Below are 20,856 nucleotides of genomic sequence, written 5' to 3' on the forward strand. Positions count from 1 at the left end.
GTTTCAGGGATGAATGACCAGACGTATTATCGCCTGTTTACTCCGGTGCTGTCCCAGTGGCCTGGGTCTTTGTTTCAGGCTTGACGGTTTCAGCTGTCCAGCCGCCACCCAAAGCCTTGTACAACTCGACCCGGTTCATCAGGGATGCCAAGCCAGTCTGAATATAGGCTTGACGCGTACCGTACAGGCTGACTTCCGCCGTTTGCACCTGCAGGAAGCTGTCTATACCCACTTCGTAACGCAGCTTGGCCAGACGCAAGCTTTCGCTGGCAGCCTGATCAACCTCTTGCAAGGCGTCGATCTGCTGACCGTAGGTGGCTTCGCCCGCCAAAGCATCAGCCACTTCGCGGAAGGCTTCCTGAATGGTTTTTTCATACTGGCTGATCGCAATGTCACGACGAGCCTCGGCCAGATCCAAATTGGCCCAGGTACTGCCCGAGAGCAGCGGCATGGTAATTTGCGGCTGGAACTGCCAGTAACGGTTACCCGAACTGAACAGACCACCCAGCTCGGGGCTCATGAAGCCCAGCAGACCGGTCAGGCTCAGACGCGGGAAAAAAGCAGCGCGTGCTGCACCGATGCTGTAGTTGGAACCACGCAAGACGTGCTCGGCGGCCAGGATGTCAGGACGACGCTCCAGCAACTCGGCCGACAACCCTACAGGCAAGCTAGGCATCAGCTGAGCACGGGTAAAGGGCAAGCCTGCTGGCAAGTCAGCCGGTATTTCACCGCCCAACAAGACCTGCAAGGCATTGAGTGCACGCTGACGATCACGCTCGACAGCCTGCATATCGGAACGCACGGTGTTGTATTGCACCTTGGCCTGGTTCAGGTCCAGCGCCGACACCGTACCGGCATCGTAAGAAGACTGCACCAGGCGCAATGTCTCTTGACGGCTGCGCAAGGTATTGCTCATCAAAGCATGCAGTTCTTCGGCAGTACGTACCTTGAAGTAGGCTTCGGCGGTGCCCGCCACCAGGGCGATATGGGCGGTACGTTGAGCCTGCTCGGTGGCAAAGTACTGTTCTTGAGCAGCACGGGCCAGATCACGCACTCGACCAAAGAAGTCCAGCTCGAAAGCAGTGATACCGACACCGGCCTGGAACGTACGGGTTACGGGGGCCGAATTTGGGCCACCAGGACGCAGTTCAGCCGGTGTGTGGGTGGCCTGCTCGGCCGCCTGCACACCAATGCTGGGCAACTGGTCACTGCGTGCCACGCCGTATTGCGCGCGAGCTTCCTCGATGCGCTGGGTGGCAATACGCAGATCGCGGTTATTCTCCAGAGCCTGCTCGATCAGGGCATGCAGACGCGGATCCGTAAAGAATTCACGCCAGCCCAGATCAGCAGCCTGTGCCGCATCCGCCTGGCCCTGCTGGGCCAGAGGGAATTGTGCGGGCACGGGAGAATCAGGACGCTCGTACTTCGGTGCCAAGGAGCAAGCCGACAAGGCAAACGCCACGGCCAGCACCAAGGGGCTACGTAAAAACATGCTAGACATCAGTGCTGTCCTCCTTGCGAACCGGCCGGCTGTGCAGCTTGTTTGGCCTGTTCTTCCTCGTGCAATTTAGCGGCTTCGCCAAACAGACGGGGTTTAGTTTTAAAGAGCTTGAGGATCACGACAAAGAAGGTCGGCACCATCAAGACAGCCAAAGGCGTTGCGGCCAACATACCACCCAGCACACCCAGACCCACGGCGTTCTGGCTGGCAGCACCCGCACCAGTGGAGGTAGCCAGAGGCACCACACCCAGCACAAAGGCGAAAGAGGTCATCAAGATAGGACGGAAACGCAAGCGAGCGGCTTCCAGAGTGGCGTCGATCAAGGTAGCACCACGTGCGTAGGCATCCTTGGCAAACTCCACAATCAGAATCGCGTTCTTCGCTGACAGACCGATCACCGTCACGATACCCACCTGGAAGTACACGTCGTTAGGCATACCCAGACCGGAGACCAGCAAGACCGAACCCAGCATACCCAGCGGTACGGCCAGCATCACCGACAGCGGAATCGCCCAGCTTTCGTACAAGGCAGCCAGCAGCATGAACACCACCAGAACCGCCAAGCCCATCAAGATAGCGGACTGGCCTGCGGCCTGACGCTCTTGATAAGACAGACCTGTCCAGTCCACACCAAAGCCGCTAGGCAACTGCTTCATCAGGTTTTCCATCTCGATCATGGCTTCACCCGAGGTATAGCCTGGAGCGGGGCCACCACCGATACGGACAGACTCGTAGCTGTTGTAGCGCACGATCTGTACCGGACCCTGTTCGGTCGTCTGGCTGACAAAGGCCGACAGCGGAACCATCTTGCCTTCGCTGTTGCGAGCGTTGAGCTTGAGCACATCGTCGATGGTCATGCGATATGGCGCATCAGCTTGCACCCAGACACTTTGCACACGTCCCTGGTTGGTGAATTTACCCACAAAAGACGAGCCCAGGGCGCCACTGATCAAGGCAGAGGCTTCGCTGAAGTTCACACCCAAGGCAGCCGCCTTGTCACGGTCAATTTCCAGACGGATCTGTTTGCCAGGTCCCAAGCCCGTGATACGTACACTCTGTGGATCGAACACAGGGCTTGCCTTGGCCAGGGCCAGCAACTGATCCGCTGCTGCCATCAGGGCATCGTGCCCCATGCCACCGCGGTCTTCCAGACGCATATCAATACCCGAGGAGTTACCCAGAGCAGAAATAGCGGGGGGCACAATCGCGATCACCATGGAGTCGGGCAAACCGAACAGCAATTGGCCCATGGCCTTGCCGGAAATGGCTTGAGCCGAGTTTTCCTTGCCTTTACGTTCGTTGAAGTCTTTCAAGGGCACAAAGGCAATCGCCGAGTTCAAACCACTACCGTTAAAGCTGAAGCCTTGCACAGCAATGATGTTTTCAACCTGAGGCTGCTCTTTGAAGTAGTCCTCTACCTTGGAGATGGTTTCAATCGTACGGTTGGCCGTCGAACCGGCAGGCAGTTCGATGTTGGCAATCACGTAGCCCTGATCTTCCTCGGGCAAGAACGCGGTTGGCATACGCATGTACAGGAAGCCCAGCACCAGCACCATGATCAGGTAGATGAACATCATCCGACCGCCACGACGCAAGGTCTTGCCAATAAAGCTTTCGTAACCATTGGTGGTACGCGTAAAGACACGGTTGAACCAGCCAAAGAAGCCACGCTTGGTTTCGTGATGGCCCTTGGGGATAGGTTTCAACAAAGTCGCGCACAAGGCAGGTGTAAAGGTCAGTGCCAAAAAGCCGGAGAAGGCAATCGACACGGCCATGGCCACCGAGAACTGACGGTAAATCACCCCCACCGAACCGGCCATGAATGCCAGGGGCAAGAACACGGCCGACAGCACCAGCGTAATACCCACAATAGCGCCACTAATTTGCGGCATGGCTTTCTTGGTCGCTTCCTTAGGCGAGAGCCCGTCTTCCACCATGATACGTTCGACGTTCTCCACCACCACGATCGCGTCGTCCACCAAAATACCAATGGCCAGCACCATCGCGAACATGGTCAGCACGTTCACTGACATACCCAGCACCTGCATCACCGCGAAAGCCCCCAAGATAGCCACCGGCACCACCAGTGCGGGGATCAGGGTGTAGCGCACGTTTTGCAGGAACACGTACATCACGATGAACACCAAGACCATGGCTTCCAGCAAGGTGTAAACCACCTGGGTGATGGACTTGTCCACGTAGGGCGAGGTGTCGTAAGGAATGTCGTAGCGGATGTTTTCCGGGAAGAACTCGGCCAACTTCTCCATTTCGACTTTAATTGCCGCGGCAGTATCCAGCGCGTTCGCCTCAGGCAACAAGGAGATAGCAAAAGCCGCTGTCGGCTTGCTGTTCAGACGGGCACCAAACTGGTAGTTGTCCGCCCCCACTTCCACACGAGCGACGTCTTTAATACGCACGGTCGAGCCATCAGGCTGCGAGCGCAGAATGATGTTTTCAAACTCTTCCACGGTTGCCAACTGACCGTTCACCGTAATGGGTGCGGCCACACGCTGACTGTCCTGATTGGGTGGGCCACCCAGAATACCGGCAGACACCAGCATGTTTTGCTGACGAATGGCGTTGGTCACGTCCGCTGGGCTCATCTGGTAACCGACCAGCTTGGCAGGGTCCAGCCACACACGCATGGCGCGACCGGCTGCAAACAGCTGGAAGCGAGCCACACCAGGAACACGAGAAATCGTGTTCTTGATATTGCGTTCGATGTAGTCAGCCAGAGCTGTCTGATCCAGACTGCCGTCCGTGGAGGACAAGGTCACCACTTGCAGAAAGCCGGTACTGGACTGCTCCACGTGCAGGCCCTGCTCCATCACCGCTGTCGGCAAGGACGCGGTAATGTTGCTGACCCGGTTCTGGACGTCCACCTGAGCCATGTCAGGATTGGTACCAGGACGGAACGTGGCGGTGATTTCGGTCGAGCCGTAGGAGTCACTGACGGACTCGTAGTACAGCAGGCCTTTGGCACCGTTCAGCTGATCTTCGATCACACTGGCTACCGTACTGGCAACGTCTTCCGCCGTTGCACCTGGGTAGGTCGCCCGGATGGTGACCGAAGGTGGTGCCACATCGGGATACTGCGCTACAGGCATATTGGGCAAAGCCAATAAGCCAAATAGCGTGATCGCCAAGGCAACGACCCATGCAAAAATGGGCCTTTCAATAAAAAACTGAGGCATGTCGCTTACTCGCTAGACTTGGCTTCGTTTGGCTCAGCAGCGGCGGCCGGTTCCTGTGCGGGGGCCGCATCAGGAGCAGGTGCAGCGGCTGACTTGTTGCCCTTCCAAGGCATCGTCTGGACAGGGGCACCGGGACGAATCTTCTGGAAGCCTTCGACAATGATCTGGTCGCCGGCTTGCAGGCCTTTGTCCACTACATACTGACCATCGCTTTCGGGTCCCAACACGACAGGTACGGACTGGGCTTTCTCTTCACGAACCACGTAAATATTAGAAGCGCCATCCGAGGTGTACTGAACAGCCTGCGCGGGCACCAGCAAGGCATCCGGAATCACACCTTGTTCCAGACGAACGCGTACGTACATACCGGGCAAGAGAATTTCATCAGGGTTCGGGAACACGGCACGCAAGGTTACTTGCGAAGTGGAAGGATCCACGCTGACACCGCTAAACAGCAAAACGCCATCTTGATCGTAAAGGGAGCCATCTTCCAGCACGGCCTTGGCTTTGGCCTGGCCTTCACCAGCCGACTTCAACGTACCAGCAGCCATGGCACGACGCAGTTGCGTCAGCTCAGCGGTGGAACGCGTCACATCAATATAGACACGGTCCAGTTGCTGCACGGTGGCCATATGGGTGGCGTTGGCGGCAGAAACCAGAGCACCTTCGGTAACCAGGGACTTGCCGATACGGCCCGACACGGGCGACACAATCTTGGTGTAGCCCAGATCAATATTGGCGCTGTCCAGGGTCGCCTGTGCAGCGGCAATGGCGGCATCGGCCTGCATGGCGCGGGCCTTGGCGTTGTCGTAATCCTGGCGGGAAACCGCATTTTCCTTGATCAGACGCTCGTAACGCTGCGCCAATTGCTTGGCACTTTGTGCGTCAGCCTGGGCGTTTTTCAGCTGGGCTGCAGCCTGATTACGAACTGCACGGTACGGAGCCGGGTCAATGGTAAACAAGAGCTGGTCTTGTTTGACATCAGCGCCCTGCTCAAAGTTGATCTCTTCCACAATCCCGGAAACACGGGCGCGGATTTGTGCATCTTTAATTGCTTCGACTCGTCCAGGCAGCTCGGAGAACAACTCGGTAGAAGTCGGTTGGACGGTAATCACACTGACCGGGACCTTCATCCCGCCGGCCGGAGCTTGAGGCTCTTTGTTGCCGCAAGCGGCGAGCAGAACCAAGGAAGAGAAGGCAGCAATACGAAAAGTCTGCCGACCCAACAAGCTTTGAAATGACATGAAGAACTCCTGAGCTAAGCGTTGCATGGGAGTTTAACGCTTAAACTGACTGGATTGTATGGTTTGGACAAGCAGCAAGTATATGTCGAAAAAGCGCAAATCAAACAGGAAAATTTGCGATGAGACTCATTTCGATCCTGCCATTATTTGGCGACTACGATTAGCCAGCTACCCCCTTGCACCCGCTCCGTTGTCTGCCTATGCCAAAAGAACACGTATTATCATATACCTAGGGTTTTTTGAATATAAAAAAACCGCGTTTAACCCCTAGAGTTCACGCGGTTTTCCAAATCCGGGATAGTGCTTTCTAACCTAGCAATAAACTATCGTCGGCTAAAGTCTCACCCCGAACCCGCTCGAACATCTCCAGCAGATCTCGCACATCCAGGCCTTGACGCTGTTCACCACTGACATCCAGCACCACCTTGCCCTGGTGCAACATGACCGTGCGATCACCCACATCCAGAGCCTGACGCATACTGTGCGTGACCATCATGGTGGTCAGGCCACCTTCACGCACAATACGATTGGTCAGTTGCAAAACAAAGTCAGCCGTACGCGGGTCCAGCGCAGCCGTATGCTCGTCCAGCAGCAAGATCTTGGAAGGACGCAAGGCCGCCATCAACAGGCTGACGGCCTGACGTTGGCCACCGGACAACAAACCGATGCGGTCTGTCAGACGGTTTTCCAGACCCAGACCCAAGGTTTCCAGACGCTCTGCAAATTCAGCGCGCATGGAGTGACGCACGGCACGGCTCAGCCCACGGCGGCTGCCACGGCAGGTGGCCAGCGCCATATTTTCTTCAATGGTCAGATCTTCACAGGTACCGGCCATCGGATCCTGAAACACACGTGCTACCCAATTGGCTCGCTCCCAGACCGGGCGGCGAGTCACGTCTACCTTGTCGATCATGATTTGGCCATCATCAACAGACTGGTCGCCCGAGATCGCATTCAGAAAAGTAGACTTGCCCGCACCGTTGGAACCGATCACGGTCACGAACTGCCCTTCCGGAATGGTCAGGGACAAACCGCGCAAGGCACGGGTTTCAATGGGCGTACCCGGATTAAATGTCAGGGACAGATCTTTTGCTTCTAACATTACTGGGCCCCCTTCTGTTTACGAGCACGCTTTTTCTTGAGCAATGGAATCACCAGTGCCACGGTAACCAGCAAAGCGGTGACCAGGTTCAAGTCCTGCGCTTTCAGGCCGATCACATCGGCATTCAGAGCCAAAGCAATAAAGAAGCGGTACAGAATCGCACCCAGCACCACGGCCAAGGTGGCGTAGAACAGTTTGCGTGCGGGCAAGATGCTTTCACCCACAATCACGGCAGCCAGACCAATCACGATGGTCCCGATGCCCATGGAGATATCCGCCCCACCCTGCGATTGTGCAAACAAGGCACCGGCCAAGGCGACCAGGGCATTGGAAATAGCCATTCCCAGCAAAAGCATATTGCCAGTTGCCACGCCTTGAGCACGGGCCATACGGGCATTGGCGCCGGTAGCGCGCATGGCCAGGCCAGTTTGCGTACCGAAAAACCAATCCAGCGCCAGTTTGGCAATGATTACCAACCCAATCAGCATCAAGGGACGAGCAATATAGTCAGCGATGGATTCGGGCTGCAGAATCGTGAAGACCGTCGGCTCCATGATCAGGGGCACATTGGGACGACCCATGATGCGCAGGTTGATGGAATACAAGGCGATCATCATCAGGATACTGGCCAGCAGATCCATGATTTTCAGGCGTACGTTCAACCAGCCAGTAATCGTGCCGGCAATGGCACCAGCAAAAGTGGCCACTACAGTCGCCAGGAAAGGATCATTGCCCTGGCTGATCAGGATGGCGGCAACCGCCCCACCCAAAGGAAAACTACCATCGACCGTCAGGTCAGGAAATCGCAGGATGCGAAAAGAAATCAGAACACCCAGAGCAACCAGTCCGAAAATCAGACCAATCTCCAGGGCCCCCCACATTGAATAAATAGACATATTGTTGGACGTCTAGGATACAAAAGAAACAGGCGGGCAGCTTGTGGCAACCCACCTGCAAGAAGCAGTCAAATCAGGCTTATTCGACGATTTTTGTTGCGGACTTCACGAAGTCCTCGTTAAGCGAAACGCCTTGGCGCTTGGCAGCGCCCGGATTGACATACAGTTCCAGATTGCTGCTGGTTTCAGAAGCCATATCACCGGGTTTTTCACCCTTCAGAATACGGATGACCTGTTGACCGGTCTGCAGACCCAGGTTGTAGTAGTTCACGCCCAGAGCTGCGATAGCACCACGGGCCACACTGTCGGTGTCCGAAGCGATCAAAGGCACTTTGGCGTCCACGCCTACTTTTACCAGGGACTCGTAGGCCGACACCACGTTATTGTCGGTATTGGTGTAGATCACATCGACCTTGCCCACCAGGCTACGAGCAGCCGCCCCCACGTCCACGGTACGAGGCGCGGTGGCTTCCACCAGCGTCATGCCGTGCTTGGGCAGCAATTCTTTCATTTCTTTAACGACCACGGCGGAGTTGGCTTCGCCAGGGTTGTAAACCATACCCACGCGCTTGGCATCAGGCACGACTTTCTTGATCAGATCAACCTGGGCTTCCAGTGCCAGCGCATCGGACACGCCTGTCACGTTGGTGCCCGACGGTGCCATGCTGGGCACCAGGTGTGCCACCACAGGATCGGTCACGGCCGAATACACCACAGGGATAGTCTTGGTTGCCGACACCACGGCCTGCGCCGAAGGAGTGGAAATGGCCACAATCACGTCAGCCTTGTCACCGACGAACTTACGAGCGATCTGAGCGGCAATCGCCGGATTGCCCTGGGCGGTCTGAAACTGCCATTTGAAGCCGGAGGCTTCGTTATAACCAGCATCGGTCAGCGCTTTGTGTACTCCATCCTTAATGGCGTCCAGAGCCGGATGTTCCACAATCGACGATACCGATACAGATTGCGCATGAACTGCAGCGCCCGACATCAATCCTACACAAGCCAAAGCGGCCGCCACCTGATGCACCGATCTGATCAGTTTCATCCAATACTCCTTAGATGCAAAAAAACGAAAATTTTAGATGTTTAGTCTAACGCGAACGACAGGACTTTGACCCTTCAGGTAATCCCTGCCCCGCTCTCCTACTGGTCCTGCATCTGGCGACGGAACGAGAGCAGTTCCCTGGCCCAACGTGTAGCCGGCAAACCATAATCGGCCTGCACTTGTTCGGCCCGACTCAGCAGCTCTCCGGCTGTCATCTCCAGCGTGCTGCCTTTGAAGGCCAGAACCACCTGATTGCCCTCGTCCATTTCAGGCAAGAGCAATACTTTGCCATTAAAGGCTTCACGAATGTTGTCAATATTATGTTTGAAGCTGGGGTGGGCACCAAAAAGATTGACGGTCATGATGCCCTCATCATCCAGCACCGCACGACAATCCTGATAGAACTCCAGACTGTCACGTACCGGGCCTTCGGCGTGAGCGTCGTACAAATCCACCATCAAGGCACGATACTGACTGTGCTGATCGCTGTCTTGTACCCAGACACCGGCATCGGCCTGATCAATCAGGGACCGCGGGCTGCGCGGCAGCCGGAAAAAGGCATTGCACATGCCGATCACCGACGGATTCCATTCCACCGTCTGCACCTGACTGCTGGTCTGCTTCAGGCAGAAACGCAGCAGGGAACCCGCCCCCAGCCCCAGAATAGCCAGCTTGTGCTCGGGTTTGGGGTCTTCCATAAATAGCAGCCAGGCCATCATTTGTTGTGTGTAGGCCAAGACCAATTCAGCGGGCTTGCGAATACGCATTGCACCTTGAATCCACTCCGTTCCAAAGTGCAGATAACGGATCCCTTCGCTTTCCGACAACGTAGGACTATCGTCCCCCTGCTCACCAGCCATGAAACTCTTCCTTGCAAAGCAGTCAGGCGGCCCGGCTCACACGGGAGCAACGTGGCACCCCACATAATCCTGAACCTGGATATGGCCTGACGACAGAGAAAACAGCGCCGGAAGGCGGCATTGCGCCACTTCCGGCGTTTTTAGCAAGGCGCCATCATAACAGCGATCACTTGATGGGGAACGGCTCACTGACGTTCGATAATCATGGCTACTCCCTCGCTACCGCCATGACACATGGTGACCAGAGCATACCGCCCCTGGATGCGCTGCAACTCATGCAAGGCCTTGACTACCAGTGCCGCTCCTGTCGCCCCCAAAGGATGCCCCATGCTAATGCTGCCGCCATTTGGATTGACTCGCTCCGGATCAAAATCCAATTCTTTGGCAACGGCGCACACCTGTGCTGCAAACGCCTCATTGGACTCGATCACATCAATATCGGCTACCGTCAGTCCCGCCCGCTTGAGCGCCAAGCGAGTCGATGGCACCGGCCCCATTCCCGCAAATTGAGGGTCCACGCCCGCATGCGCCCATGAGCGCAGCTTGCCCAAAGGCTTCAAGCCTTGACGGCGTGCCTGCCCCTCTTCCATCATCAGCACCACCGCCGCCGCATCCGCCAGACCCAAGATATTACCGGCCGTCACCGTCCCCCCGTCGCTCTGGAAAACAGGCTTCAAGGCGGCAAGCTGCTCCAGACTGCCATCATGCCGAACATGCTCATCCTGCTCGAAGATGCTCCCATCGTGGGCCGCCAGCGGGACGATCTGCTCCTTAAAGTACCCATTTTCAATGGCACGAGCCGCTCTACGGTGCGACTCCAGGGCCAACTGATCTTGCTCACAGCGGGACACACCGTATTTTCTGGCGACATTCTCCCCCGTCACCCCCACATGCTCCCGAGTCAAAGGACTGATGAAAATCTCCGACAAGACATCTACCAAGGCCACACTGCCCATGCGACTCCCCCAGCGCTGGCTTGGCGCCAGATAAGGCATTCGACTGGTACTTTCAACACCGCCGGCCAAGGCCACCCGAGCCTCACCCAATACAATCGCTTGCGCTGCCGAAATAATGGCCTGCAAACCGGATGCACATAAGCGGTTCACATTCATGGCAACCGCCTCATGAGCCACTCCTGCTTTCATGGAGGCTGCACGCGCCACATAGACATCCTGGGGCTCGGTCAGCACCACCTGCCCCATCACTACCTGCTCCACCTCCGAGGCAGATACTCCACTTCTGCCCAACACTTCCTGCATGACCGCCGCCCCCATCTCAATGGGGGGCACATTCCGTAACGAGCCACCAAAATTACCAAAAGCGGTTCGACAAGCCTGAACCAGAACGACTTCTTGCATATGAATCTCCTTTTATTCCGTTTTATTCCGATGAGAAAAAACAAGGGCTTCATGCTCAGTCACCCAAGCCATGCATTACTTTTAAAACAATTCAATGCAATTGGCTGGATACGAGGCTCCACTACAAAAACAAATAATCAAGTCGGCGTTTTTATAAGATTTACTTGTATATGCCGAAAAAAAGCCGGAAAGTGACTCGTAGCACTTCCGGCTTTTCTGCGCTTTAAACGAAGCTTAAAGAGAAATAATCAGCAAGGTTCAAGGACGCTCGAAAATCGCCGCAATCCCCTGCCCACCGCCAATACACATGGTGACCAGCGCGTAACGACCTTGGACACGCTGCAGTTCATGCAAGGCCTTGACTGTAATAGCGGCGCCGGTCGCGCCAATAGGGTGGCCCAGGCTGATACCACTACCATTGGGGTTCACCCGTGCCGGATCCAGACCCAGTTCACGCACAACTGCGCACGCTTGGGCGGCAAAAGCTTCGTTGGACTCGATCACATCCAGATCCGACACGCTCAAACCGGCGCGCTCCAGTGCCAGACGGCTGGCTGGCACAGGCCCAATACCCATAATGCTGGGATCCACCCCGGCATGCCCCCAGGACACCAGCTTGGCCAAAGGCTTCAGCCCACGCTGGCGAGCTTCTTCCGCGCACATCAGCAAGACAGCGGCTGCACCGTCATTCAGGCCCGAGGCATTACCTGCCGTAACACTGCCGCCTTCAGGCATGAACACAGGTTTCAGGCCGGTAAAGTTTTCCATCGTGGCGTCCAGACGTACGTGCTCGTCCTGATCAAACACGATCTCGCCCTTACGGCTTTTCTGGATAATGGGCACGATCTGCTCTTTAAAATAGCCCTGCTCGATCGCGCGACGGGCACGCTGGTGCGATTCCAATGCCAGCTCGTCCTGATCGGCTCGGGTCACGCCGTATTGGCGGGCCACATTTTCGGCCGTAATGCCCATATGAACGCGATCAAAAGGATCCGTCAGTGCACCAGTCATCATATCCATCATGACCGAGTCCCCCATGCGAGCGCCCCAGCGATGAGCACTGGACATATAGGGCGCACGGCTCATGCTTTCTGCTCCGCCTGCCAAAGCCACCTTGGCATCACCGACCAGAATGCCCTGCGCGGCCGACACAATGGCTTGCAGACCCGAACCGCACAAACGGTTGACGTTCATGGCCGGTGTTCCGTGGCCCACGCCCGCCTGCACCGAAGCCACACGCGACAAGTACATATCGCGCGGCTCGGTTTGAATAACCTGCCCCATCACTACATGCTGAACGTCTGCCGCCGATACGCCACTTCTGTCCAGTACCGCGCGCAATACCGTGGCTCCCATTTCGATTGGCGACACATTCTTCAGTCCACCACCAAAATCACCAATCGCGGTACGGCATGCCTGGACTACAACCACTTCTTTCATATGAATCTCCCTCAATCCCATTGGGATATGATGACCAGCATAAAAAAGCCAAGCTGACAAAAACGTCCACTCGAATATACACGGCTGCCATGGAAAACCATAAAGCAGACACAAAGACCGTAATTCGCAGTATGGTTTGATACCTTACCCACAAGACACGTTCTTGATAACCCTTTTTATAGGATTCCCCCTCATGTACGAGCGTATCCTGGTATGTACCGACGGCTCAGAACTGTCCGCCCACGCTGTCACCCATGCCCTGAATCTGGCCAAGACCAGCGGCGCCAAATTGCTGGCCCTGCGCGTCATTCCGCGCTATCGCCAAAGCTACCTGGAGGGCGGCCCCATTATCGACCAGAAGCTCGATAGCCGTATCGAAGCCTCCTGGGTAGAGCACGCCCAATCCGAGCTGGCCGCCGTCAAGCAGGCCGGTAAAGACATTGGTGTCTCGGTCAAGGGCCTGGTGGTGAAGTCCGAACTGGTGGCCGATGCCATTATTTCTACCGCTGAAAAGCAGAAAGCTGACCTGATCGTCATGTCCTCGCATGGCCGCAAGGGCTACAAGCGCCTGCTCTTGGGCAGCGAAACCCAGCACGTTCTGACCTACTCGGAAATCCCCGTTCTGGTGATCCGCAAGAAAGCCAAGAAAAAATAAAACGCGGCCAGGCATCAAAACGCAAACTCCGGTTTGCGTTTTTTATTCTCAGGAGTCCCGCATGAACGTCAGCACACAGGAAAAACGACGCCGTTTTCGAGCCTTGCATGAAAGTGGCTTACTGATTTTGCCCAACCCCTGGGACATAGGTGGAGCCAAGCGTCTGGAACGACTGGGTGCACAGGCAATTGCCAGCAGCAGCGCTGCGTTTGCCTGGTCAAAGGGATTGGAAGATTTTGAGGTGGGCCGGGATGCCCTGCTGGCGCATTTGCGAGAACTGGCGGCCAGCACGAATCTGCCACTGAACGCCGACTTTGAAAATGGCTTTGCCGATGAGCCCGAACAGGTCGCCGAAAACGTCCGCCTGGCCATTGAAACCGGCATTGCAGGCTTGTCCATTGAAGATCGCCATGGCGACGAACTGTATGACCTTGAGTTGGCTGTGGCCCGCATACGGGCTGCCAAGCAAGCGATTCTCAACAGTGGCGAGGACGTTCTGTTAATAGGACGCAGCGAAGGCCTGCTGATTGACGCGCTGGATCTGGGACAAACCATAACCCGGCTAAAAGCCTTTGCCCAGGCAGGCGCCGATGTGGTCTACGCCCCCGGATTACGCGATCTGGACGATATTGCCCAAGTGGTCCAGGCACTGGCACCTACGCCCCTCAATGTGCTGCTGATTCATCCGGGACTGAACGTGCCCGATTTGGCCGCCATCGGTGTACGCCGTGTCAGCACAGGGTCACAACTGGCTCTGGCCACCTGGAACCGCTTTGAAGAGGCCAGCCTGCAACTGCTGGAGCAAGGGCATCTGCCGGCCACCCAAGCCCATCGCCGCTGGTCCTGATACAAGACAGGCAGGCATAAAAAAAGCGCAAGCTGCAAGGCTTGCGCTTTTTAACCCTTCAGTCAGAACTTAGCTGTCCTGAGCCTGGTCGCTGGACGCGTCCACTTTGGCTTCCTGATCGGTTTCTACGACTGCTTTCTTGGGAGCCACCCAATTCAGGGGCTCAACCTCAAAGGCCTGTTTACGACGTACTGGTTTCGATTTGCTCACGAATAACTCCTGCTCAATATCGACAGGGGGCGCTGCCCTTAGCGCCCCGATTTCTTTATTATATCAATGATTAGACCACAAATCAATTTTGGCCATAATATGGGCGCATTATGGATGCAAATTAGGCGACGTTAGGACAAAATAAAGGCAATTCAAAACAAGACTTTTTCATAGACAATTCAAGCCAAAATAACTGCCCTGAATATCTTACGGCTCGCCTAGACCCCAGGCACCCTTGAAAACTCATTTTTCACCCATTTGAGTACAACAATAAAGAGACAATGGCATGCACGATTCCCGCCCCACCGATCATCTGGATCGCTCCTTGCGCTGTTTTTTACGCATTGCACAATTAGGCTCGGTCAGCAAAGCGGCTGATGATTTGGGACAAAGCCAATCCAGCCTGAGCAAACAATTAAGCTCGCTGGAACAAAGCCTGGGCCAAACCCTGTTTACCCGTACCGGGCGCGGAGTCAGCCTGAATGATGCGGGCGAGCTGCTGCGCCAAGCAATCGAACCGGCCTATAGCCGTATTGACAGCGCTATCCATGCCGTGCGTCAGGAGCACGGCGTCAATTCAGGTACTGTGCGGCTGGCCACCGTCCATACCCTGAGTTACTACTTCATGTCCGATGTCGCTGCCGCGTTCATGAGTGCCCACCCTGGCGTGAATTTGTCCTTATTGGGACGCAGCTCGCCCGAGGTAGTGGCTTTGGTGGAAAGCGGCAAAGCCGATGTGGGTTTTGTATACGACTCGGCGGTGGACTGTGGCGGCTTGATCTCGCACACCCTGTTTGACGACCAAATGTGCCGCATCTCTGCCAAGCTGGAGCCTTTTCCGAGTGCAGATTTAAGCCACCAGGCCTTGCGCCTGATCGGTTTTCCGCCCCATTACGCCCTGCGCCGCATGATTCACAGCAGCGGCCTGCACCCCGAATTTGTGGCGGAGGTCGAAACCATAGATGCCATGTTGCGACTGGTGGCGTCAGGATTGGGAGACTGTATCTTGCCGAGCCGCATTCCCGACAACCTGCTGCACGAGCACAATCTGCATAAATACCCGATTGAGCAACCTGCCCTGCAACGCCGGGTTGTGGCGATCTTGCGGGCAGACCGTGATCCCCAAGCACTGACTTCACGGCTGCTGGAATGTGCCTTGCGCACAGCGCAAAGTCTGTAACAAGCCTCTGCAACACGAACCTGTCGCAAGGATTCGTGGCAGATAGACAGCCCATAAAAAACGGGCCTGATGACAGACACTTCAAGTCTGGAATTCCTCCAGAACCCTGAACATCCCTCATCAGGCCCGCTTGCTTCACTGCTCTACCCAAAGGCCGATGCTCTGCCCCGGCCCTGGATAGCAAACTGCTTTACTGTGCCACGCAGTCCACGTAGTAACGCTTCTGACCGGAGGCATCCACCTCTTCCACAAAACCGTGGATATCCGTACCAAAGCCCGGACACTGGCGATGCAGTTCACGCGAGAACTTCAGGAAATCCACAATCGTCTTGTTAAAGGCTTCACCAGGAATCAGGAGCGGGATACCGGGGGGATAAGGTGTGATCAAGTTGGTAGTCACGCGACCTTCCAGCTGATCAATCTCGACCCGTTCCGTACGACGCTGCGCAATGCAGGCAAAAGCATCAGCCGGACGCATGACAGGCACCACATCCGACAGGTACATATCGGTCATCAAACGGGCAATGTCGTGCTTGGCGTACAACTGGTGCACATGCTGGCACAAATCGCGCAAGCCCATTTCCTCGTAACAAGGATACTGGCGCGCAAACTGCGGCAGAACACGCCAGACAGGCAAGTTGCGGTCGTAATCGTCCTTGAACTGCTGTAGCGCTGTGACCAGAGAGTTCCAGCGGCCTTTGGTAATGCCGATGGTGAACATGATGAAGAAGCTGTACAGGCCAATCTTCTCCACAATCACGCCACGTTGCGCCAGAAACTTGGTCACGATAGAAGCCGGAATGCCGGTTTCACCAAATGTGCCTGTCAGATCCAGGCCGGGGGTAACAATCGTGGCCTTGATCGGATCCAGCATATTGAAGCCATCAGCCAGCGGGCCGAAACCGTGCCACTCGCTATGCTCCGCATCGTCCGTAATGATCCAGTCCTCAGGCTTGCCCACACCGTCTTCTGCCAGTGTTGGCGGGCCCCAGACCTTGAACCACCAATCGTCTTCGTCAAACTGCGATTCGACCTTGCGCATGGCACGGCGGAAATCCAGAGCTTCAATAATGCTTTCCTCAACCAGCACACGACCACCGGGTGGCTCCATCATGGCAGCGGCCACGTCGCAAGACGCAATAATCGCGTACTGCGGGCTGGTGCTGGTGTGCATCAGATAGGCTTCATTGAACAAATGACGATCCAGGCTACGAGTGACCGAGTCCTGTGCCAGCACGTGGCTGGCCTGGCTCAAACCGGCTAGCAGCTTGTGCGTGGACTGGGTGGAGAACACCATGGTTTCCTGCGGGCGCGGACGGTTCTTGCCCATGGCGTGAAACTGACCATAGAAGGGATGGAAAGCCGCGTGCGGAATCCAGGCTTCATCAAAATGCAGCACTTCCACGTAACCATCCACGGCATTCTTGATCACCTGGGTGTCGTAAATAATGCCGTCGTAGGTGGACTGGGTCAGCGTCAGCACACGGGGTTTGACCGTATCGGCATCCAGATGCGAGAGCAAGGGGTGCTTGCGGATCTTCTCGCGAATGGTCTCGATATCAAATTCGCTGCGCGCAATCGGGCCAATAATCCCGAAGTGGTTACGCGTAGGACGCAGAAACACGGGGATAGCCCCCGTCATCACAATGCTGTGCAGGATGGATTTGTGGCAGTTGCGGTCCACGACCACCACATCACCCGGAGCCACGGCATGGTGCCAGACAATCTTGTTGCTGGTGCTGGTGCCGTTGGTCACGAAAAAGCAGTGATCAGCGTTGAAAATACGCGCAGCATTGCGTTCGCTGGCGCCAATGGCCCCGTTGTGATCCAGCAGTTGGCCCAGTTCTTCAACGGCATTGCAGACGTCGGCACGCAGCATGTTCTCGCCAAAAAACTGGTGAAAAATCTGCCCGACCGGGCTTTTCAGAAAGGCTACGCCGCCGGAATGACCGGGGCAATGCCATGAATACGAGCCATCCTCGGCGTAATCGAGCAAGGCTTTCAGAAATGGAGGCTTGACGCCTTCCACATAACTGCGCGCTTCACGCACGATGTGGCGCGCCACGAACTCGGGCGTATCCTCGAACATGTGAATGACGCCTTGCAGCTCGCGCAAGATATCGTTTGGCATATGACGAGCCGTTTTAGTCTCGCCATACACATAAATAGGCACATCGGTATTGCGACGACGCACAGCCCGAATAAAGGCACGCAGATTCACCAGCGCCGGGGCGCTGTCTCCATCTTGCGTGAACTCCTCATCATCGATGGACAAAATAAACGCGCTGGCACGACTTTGCTGCTGGGCAAATTGACTCAGATCGCCATAACTGGTGGTTCCCAACACCTCGAAGCCTTCGGCCTCGATCGCATCTGCTAATACACGAATGCTCAGACCAGACGCATTTTCAGAACGAAAATCCTCATCGATGATCACAATGGGGAATTGATATTGCATGCCATGTCCTTAATACAAGGGAGTGCCGCAGGGGCGGCAAAAAAAGGGAGGGACGTCAGTCGCTTTTGCGCAGCAGATCGTACCGTGTTTCACGTCCCGTCATGTGACACTTGCTTTTCCCTACGTCCTTGGGCATAATTCTACATGTCCCAGGACAAAACAAAAGGCGTGGTGACAGATTGGCTATGTGACGGACTGCAAATCCGTTCAGGTTGGTTCGATTCCAGCACACGCCTCCATCTTGCTTGCATTCAAGACAGACAAAACTGGCCTTCTTTCCGGTTTTGAGCACACAGAAAAAGTCGCCATTACGGCGATTTTTTTATTCCCTTTTCCTGCATATCAAATCCTTGTACTACGCGCTGCGGCCAAGCCCTTCCATCGGTTTTGGCCCACCGTTCCAACTTGGCCTGCAATTTAACACAAGCAGGCGCGTGATCTGCGCAAAAAACCCTCTTTTTCGTACCCTAAAAACATCAATCTGCCCCAAGCGCGCTTTGGGTCTTGCCGCCTGACTTTATGGCTGTTACATGCAGATAGTTTGAGGGCAAATTTATTGTCTGAAAATGTCTGTTTTTTACTACGACCTAGAACAAAGCCCAGGCTCATCGGCCATTTTCATCCTGTCGGTGGCGCTGGCTTTAAAACCAGTCCCTGGCTAGCGCTGATATGATGGCGGCATTCGCGCACGCTAAACGCCATCCTGCCCGTTTCCAACACGCTGACGGCCGCCTCTGCACTACCTTTATCGACAAAGCCCTGTACAAGCGGCTTTCTCTGATTTACCGAGATTGTCTGACACCATGAAACTCACCACCTGGAACGTGAACTCCCTGAACGTCCGTCTTCCCCAAGTTCTGGACTGGCTCAAGGCCAACCCCGTAGACGTGCTGTGTCTGCAAGAGCTCAAACTGCCCGACGAGCGTTTTCCCTTGGAGGCTTTTCAGGAAATGGGTTATCACGCTCACTGGGCGGGTCAGAAAACCTACAACGGCGTGGCCCTGATTTCGCGTGAGCCTGGCACGGATGTGCAACGCAATCTACCCAACTACGAAGACCCCCAGCAGCGTTTGCTGGCCGCCACGTACCCCTCGCCTGACGGCCCGGTGCGTGTGATCTGTGCCTACTGCCCCAACGGGCAATCGCTGGAAAGCGAAAAGTACACCTACAAGCTGGAATGGTTTGCCGCCTTGCACGACTGGCTGGAAAAAGAATTGCAGCAGTATCCCCGTCTAGCCATTCTGGGCGACTATAATATTGCCCCAGCCGACCAGGACGTTTACGACCCGGTCAAATGGGGAGTCGATGTTCTGGTATCCCCGCCCGAGCGCGCCGCGTTCGAGCGTTTGCTGGCACTGGGCCTGCACGATGCCTACCGTCTGTTTGAGCAAAGCGGCAGCCCCTTTACCTGGTGGGACTATCGTCGTTTTGCCTTCCGCCGCGATGCCGGGCTGCGTATTGATCACGCCCTGCTGTCCGACGCGCTCAAGGCCCGTTGCACGGCCTGCGATATTGACCGCGAGCCGCGCGCCAATGAGCAGCCCTCGGATCACGCTCCCGTTACCGCTACCTTGTCTTTTAGCTGACACACTCTTTTCATTATGCAAATTCAAAGCCAAATCATCGAGCAGACTGACTCGGCCTATGTGCTTGAGATCACCTTGGAAGAGGAGCACAAGGTCTGGGCCTATCTGGCCATCAGCGAGCCTGATCTGGATGCGGTCGCCCATATTGTCCCGCCCGAGCAATTCGAAGCCGGTGGCGATGTGCACGTGATGGCCATTGCCCAGCCCGAAGATGCCCCACAGGAAGTGGAAGACGTTTTGTTCTCCATGAATCCCAATGACACGGTGGTCTTTCTGTGCGCGGACCAGGCCAGCATCCTGGCCGTTTTGAATGAGTTTGGGCAAACCGACCCAAGCAGCAATTAATTCTTTTATAAAAATCTACTTCTAGAGTCTGCTCTCCATGTCCACGAGCTATCCTGGCACCGTCTTTATGGTTGTCGCCCCCAGCGGGGCGGGTAAATCCAGTCTGGTCAACGCCCTTCTGGCCAACGATTCCAACATCATGCTGTCCATCTCGGCCACTACACGTGCCCCCCGTCCCGGCGAGAGCGACGGCCAGCACTACTTCTTTGTGGACAAAGCGCGTTTTGAAAACATGGTCGCAGAAAACGCCATGCTGGAATGGGCCAAGGTGCATGACAACTACTACGGCACGCCCCGCGAACCCATTCAGAAAGCCCTGAATGCAGGCCGCGATGTGTTGCTGGAAATTGACTGGCAAGGCGCCCGCCTGGCGCGTGAACATTTCCCCGAAGCCGTCGGCATTTTCATTCTGCCGCCCTCCTTGCCCACCTTGCAGGCCCGTTTGCGCAAACGTGGACAAGATAGCGAAGAGATCATCGCCCGCCGCCTCGAGGCTGCCGAGCACGAAATCGCCCATGTTCATGACTGTCAATATGCTATTATCAATGAGGATTTTGATACGGCATTACAGCAGCTATTGAGTATTGTGCAGGCCAGTCGTTTGCGCACTGCCACTCAGTCAGTACGGCATCGCCAACTCTTTCAACAATTAGGCGCAGATGCCCTGCTGAATCAGGGCTGATCTCCTTCTTATTACTTTTTGATAACAGGTCTACTATGGCTCGCATCACTATCGAGGACTGCCTGGAGCAAGTCCCCAATCGCTTTAAGCTCACCTTGGCAGCCGCCTACCGTGCGCGCGAACTGGCTCAAGGCCACGAACCACGCCTGGAAAGCAAGAACAAGCCTACGGTTACCGCCCTGCGAGAAATCGCCTCCGGCGCGACCGGTCTGGAAATGCTGCGCAAAGTTCCTACCTGATAAGCACAGGC

General features: G+C 55.7%; 18 protein-coding genes and 1 tRNA gene. 8 read left to right on the forward strand and 11 right to left on the reverse strand.

The window, feature by feature from the left end; genetic code table 11:
- Nucleotides 1–37 precede the first annotated feature (37 nt).
- From M2Q46_RS04340 to M2Q46_RS04380, 9 genes are all read right to left on the reverse strand, one after another.
- On the reverse strand, nucleotides 38–1,501 hold the full coding sequence (locus M2Q46_RS04340; protein WP_060185131.1) for an efflux transporter outer membrane subunit: 1,464 nt from the start codon (nucleotides 1,499–1,501) through the stop codon (nucleotides 38–40).
- A complete protein-coding gene (locus tag M2Q46_RS04345) occupies nucleotides 1,501–4,695 on the reverse strand; it encodes an efflux RND transporter permease subunit (protein ID WP_060185132.1) in 3,195 nt (1,064 codons plus the stop codon). Before M2Q46_RS04345 ends, M2Q46_RS04340 begins: the two co-directional genes overlap by 1 nt.
- Nucleotides 4,696–4,700: 5 nt before the next feature.
- On the reverse strand, nucleotides 4,701–5,939 hold the full coding sequence (locus M2Q46_RS04350; protein WP_060185133.1) for an efflux RND transporter periplasmic adaptor subunit: 1,239 nt from the start codon (nucleotides 5,937–5,939) through the stop codon (nucleotides 4,701–4,703).
- Nucleotides 5,940–6,246: 307 nt separating this feature from the next.
- Nucleotides 6,247–7,041, reverse strand: a complete 795-nt coding sequence (locus M2Q46_RS04355) for an ABC transporter ATP-binding protein (protein WP_009457077.1) — start codon at nucleotides 7,039–7,041, stop codon at nucleotides 6,247–6,249.
- Nucleotides 7,041–7,937 carry an ABC transporter permease gene (locus tag M2Q46_RS04360; protein ID WP_009457079.1) on the reverse strand — a complete coding sequence of 299 codons (897 nt, stop codon included), beginning with the start codon at nucleotides 7,935–7,937 and terminating at the stop codon, nucleotides 7,041–7,043. Before M2Q46_RS04360 ends, M2Q46_RS04355 begins: the two co-directional genes overlap by 1 nt.
- A 79-nt stretch (nucleotides 7,938–8,016) precedes the next feature.
- The gene (locus M2Q46_RS04365; protein ID WP_223254123.1) at nucleotides 8,017–8,928 is read right to left on the reverse strand and encodes an ABC transporter substrate-binding protein; all 912 of its coding nucleotides are present in this window, start codon (nucleotides 8,926–8,928) and stop codon (nucleotides 8,017–8,019) included.
- A gap of 155 nt (nucleotides 8,929–9,083) precedes the next feature.
- Nucleotides 9,084–9,845: a spermidine synthase gene (locus M2Q46_RS04370; RefSeq protein WP_035271766.1), complete on the reverse strand. Its 762-nt coding sequence runs from the start codon at nucleotides 9,843–9,845 to the stop codon at nucleotides 9,084–9,086.
- 185 nt (nucleotides 9,846–10,030) lie between these two features.
- Entirely contained in the window at nucleotides 10,031–11,203 is a 1,173-nt protein-coding gene (gene bktB, locus M2Q46_RS04375) for a beta-ketothiolase BktB (RefSeq protein WP_203145800.1), read from the reverse strand.
- A 258-nt stretch (nucleotides 11,204–11,461) separates the two neighbouring features.
- On the reverse strand, nucleotides 11,462–12,643 hold the full coding sequence (locus M2Q46_RS04380) for an acetyl-CoA C-acyltransferase family protein (RefSeq protein WP_060185136.1): 1,182 nt from the start codon (nucleotides 12,641–12,643) through the stop codon (nucleotides 11,462–11,464).
- 193 nt (nucleotides 12,644–12,836) lie between these two features.
- Here M2Q46_RS04380 and M2Q46_RS04385 point away from each other — a divergent pair, with 193 nt between their 5' ends.
- Complete coding sequence (locus M2Q46_RS04385) at nucleotides 12,837–13,298, forward strand: universal stress protein (RefSeq protein WP_009457090.1); 462 nt, start codon at nucleotides 12,837–12,839, stop codon at nucleotides 13,296–13,298.
- A gap of 61 nt (nucleotides 13,299–13,359) precedes the next feature.
- Nucleotides 13,360–14,145 carry an isocitrate lyase/phosphoenolpyruvate mutase family protein gene (locus M2Q46_RS04390; protein WP_197314381.1) on the forward strand — a complete coding sequence of 262 codons (786 nt, stop codon included), beginning with the start codon at nucleotides 13,360–13,362 and terminating at the stop codon, nucleotides 14,143–14,145.
- A gap of 69 nt (nucleotides 14,146–14,214) precedes the next feature.
- Here M2Q46_RS04390 and M2Q46_RS04395 read toward each other — a convergent pair whose 3' ends face one another.
- Nucleotides 14,215–14,355 carry a hypothetical protein gene (locus M2Q46_RS04395; RefSeq protein WP_021446543.1) on the reverse strand — a complete coding sequence of 47 codons (141 nt, stop codon included), beginning with the start codon at nucleotides 14,353–14,355 and terminating at the stop codon, nucleotides 14,215–14,217.
- 286 nt (nucleotides 14,356–14,641) lie between these two features.
- Between M2Q46_RS04395 and M2Q46_RS04400 the strand changes: the two genes are divergently transcribed.
- Nucleotides 14,642–15,535, forward strand: coding sequence for a LysR family transcriptional regulator (locus tag M2Q46_RS04400; RefSeq protein WP_035271774.1), 894 nt, complete (start codon nucleotides 14,642–14,644; stop codon nucleotides 15,533–15,535).
- A 190-nt stretch (nucleotides 15,536–15,725) separates the two neighbouring features.
- Here the strand turns inward: M2Q46_RS04400 and M2Q46_RS04405 are convergent, their stop codons facing one another.
- Complete coding sequence (locus M2Q46_RS04405) at nucleotides 15,726–17,993, reverse strand: arginine/lysine/ornithine decarboxylase (protein WP_021446542.1); 2,268 nt, start codon at nucleotides 17,991–17,993, stop codon at nucleotides 15,726–15,728.
- A gap of 165 nt (nucleotides 17,994–18,158) precedes the next feature.
- Between M2Q46_RS04405 and M2Q46_RS04410 the strand changes: the two genes are divergently transcribed.
- The 5 genes from M2Q46_RS04410 (at nucleotide 18,159) to rpoZ (ending at nucleotide 20,845) form a co-directional block, all read left to right on the forward strand.
- A tRNA-Cys gene (locus M2Q46_RS04410) sits at nucleotides 18,159–18,232 on the forward strand.
- Nucleotides 18,233–18,796: 564 nt separating this feature from the next.
- The gene (gene xth, locus M2Q46_RS04415) at nucleotides 18,797–19,579 is read left to right on the forward strand and encodes an exodeoxyribonuclease III (protein WP_203145797.1); all 783 of its coding nucleotides are present in this window, start codon (nucleotides 18,797–18,799) and stop codon (nucleotides 19,577–19,579) included.
- A gap of 15 nt (nucleotides 19,580–19,594) precedes the next feature.
- The gene (locus M2Q46_RS04420; protein WP_009457104.1) at nucleotides 19,595–19,924 is read left to right on the forward strand and encodes a hypothetical protein; all 330 of its coding nucleotides are present in this window, start codon (nucleotides 19,595–19,597) and stop codon (nucleotides 19,922–19,924) included.
- Between the two features lie 37 nt (nucleotides 19,925–19,961).
- The gene (gene gmk / locus M2Q46_RS04425) at nucleotides 19,962–20,606 is read left to right on the forward strand and encodes a guanylate kinase (RefSeq protein WP_021446541.1); all 645 of its coding nucleotides are present in this window, start codon (nucleotides 19,962–19,964) and stop codon (nucleotides 20,604–20,606) included.
- 35 nt (nucleotides 20,607–20,641) lie between these two features.
- Nucleotides 20,642–20,845, forward strand: a complete 204-nt coding sequence (gene rpoZ, locus M2Q46_RS04430) for a DNA-directed RNA polymerase subunit omega (RefSeq protein ID WP_003799665.1) — start codon at nucleotides 20,642–20,644, stop codon at nucleotides 20,843–20,845.
- Nucleotides 20,846–20,856 lie beyond the last annotated feature (11 nt).

The organism is Alcaligenes sp. YSL9, from assembly GCF_030515105.1.
GTDB lineage: Bacteria > Pseudomonadota > Gammaproteobacteria > Burkholderiales > Burkholderiaceae_B > Alcaligenes > Alcaligenes phenolicus.

Bases quoted from the DNA above. Each gene is read 5' to 3' on its own strand.
- xth (WP_203145797.1), top strand. From the start codon at position 18,797: ATGAAACTCACCACCTGGAACGTGAACTCCCTGAACGTCCGTCTTCCC.
- M2Q46_RS04370 (WP_035271766.1), bottom strand. From the start codon at position 9,845: ATGGCTGGTGAGCAGGGGGACGATAGTCCTACGTTGTCGGAAAGCGAA.
- M2Q46_RS04365 (WP_223254123.1), bottom strand. From the start codon at position 8,928: ATGTCGGGCGCTGCAGTTCATGCGCAATCTGTATCGGTATCGTCGATT.
- M2Q46_RS04385 (WP_009457090.1), top strand. From the start codon at position 12,837: ATGTACGAGCGTATCCTGGTATGTACCGACGGCTCAGAACTGTCCGCC.
- M2Q46_RS04350 (WP_060185133.1), bottom strand. From the start codon at position 5,939: ATGTCATTTCAAAGCTTGTTGGGTCGGCAGACTTTTCGTATTGCTGCC.
- M2Q46_RS04380 (WP_060185136.1), bottom strand. From the start codon at position 12,643: ATGAAAGAAGTGGTTGTAGTCCAGGCATGCCGTACCGCGATTGGTGAT.
- M2Q46_RS04345 (WP_060185132.1), bottom strand. From the start codon at position 4,695: ATGCCTCAGTTTTTTATTGAAAGGCCCATTTTTGCATGGGTCGTTGCC.
- bktB (WP_203145800.1), bottom strand. From the start codon at position 11,203: ATGCAAGAAGTCGTTCTGGTTCAGGCTTGTCGAACCGCTTTTGGTAAT.
- M2Q46_RS04420 (WP_009457104.1), top strand. From the start codon at position 19,595: ATGCAAATTCAAAGCCAAATCATCGAGCAGACTGACTCGGCCTATGTG.
- M2Q46_RS04360 (WP_009457079.1), bottom strand. From the start codon at position 7,937: ATGTCTATTTATTCAATGTGGGGGGCCCTGGAGATTGGTCTGATTTTC.
- M2Q46_RS04400 (WP_035271774.1), top strand. From the start codon at position 14,642: ATGCACGATTCCCGCCCCACCGATCATCTGGATCGCTCCTTGCGCTGT.
- gmk (WP_021446541.1), top strand. From the start codon at position 19,962: ATGTCCACGAGCTATCCTGGCACCGTCTTTATGGTTGTCGCCCCCAGC.
- M2Q46_RS04355 (WP_009457077.1), bottom strand. From the start codon at position 7,041: ATGTTAGAAGCAAAAGATCTGTCCCTGACATTTAATCCGGGTACGCCC.
- M2Q46_RS04390 (WP_197314381.1), top strand. From the start codon at position 13,360: ATGAACGTCAGCACACAGGAAAAACGACGCCGTTTTCGAGCCTTGCAT.
- M2Q46_RS04340 (WP_060185131.1), bottom strand. From the start codon at position 1,501: ATGTCTAGCATGTTTTTACGTAGCCCCTTGGTGCTGGCCGTGGCGTTT.
- M2Q46_RS04405 (WP_021446542.1), bottom strand. From the start codon at position 17,993: ATGCAATATCAATTCCCCATTGTGATCATCGATGAGGATTTTCGTTCT.
- rpoZ (WP_003799665.1), top strand. From the start codon at position 20,642: ATGGCTCGCATCACTATCGAGGACTGCCTGGAGCAAGTCCCCAATCGC.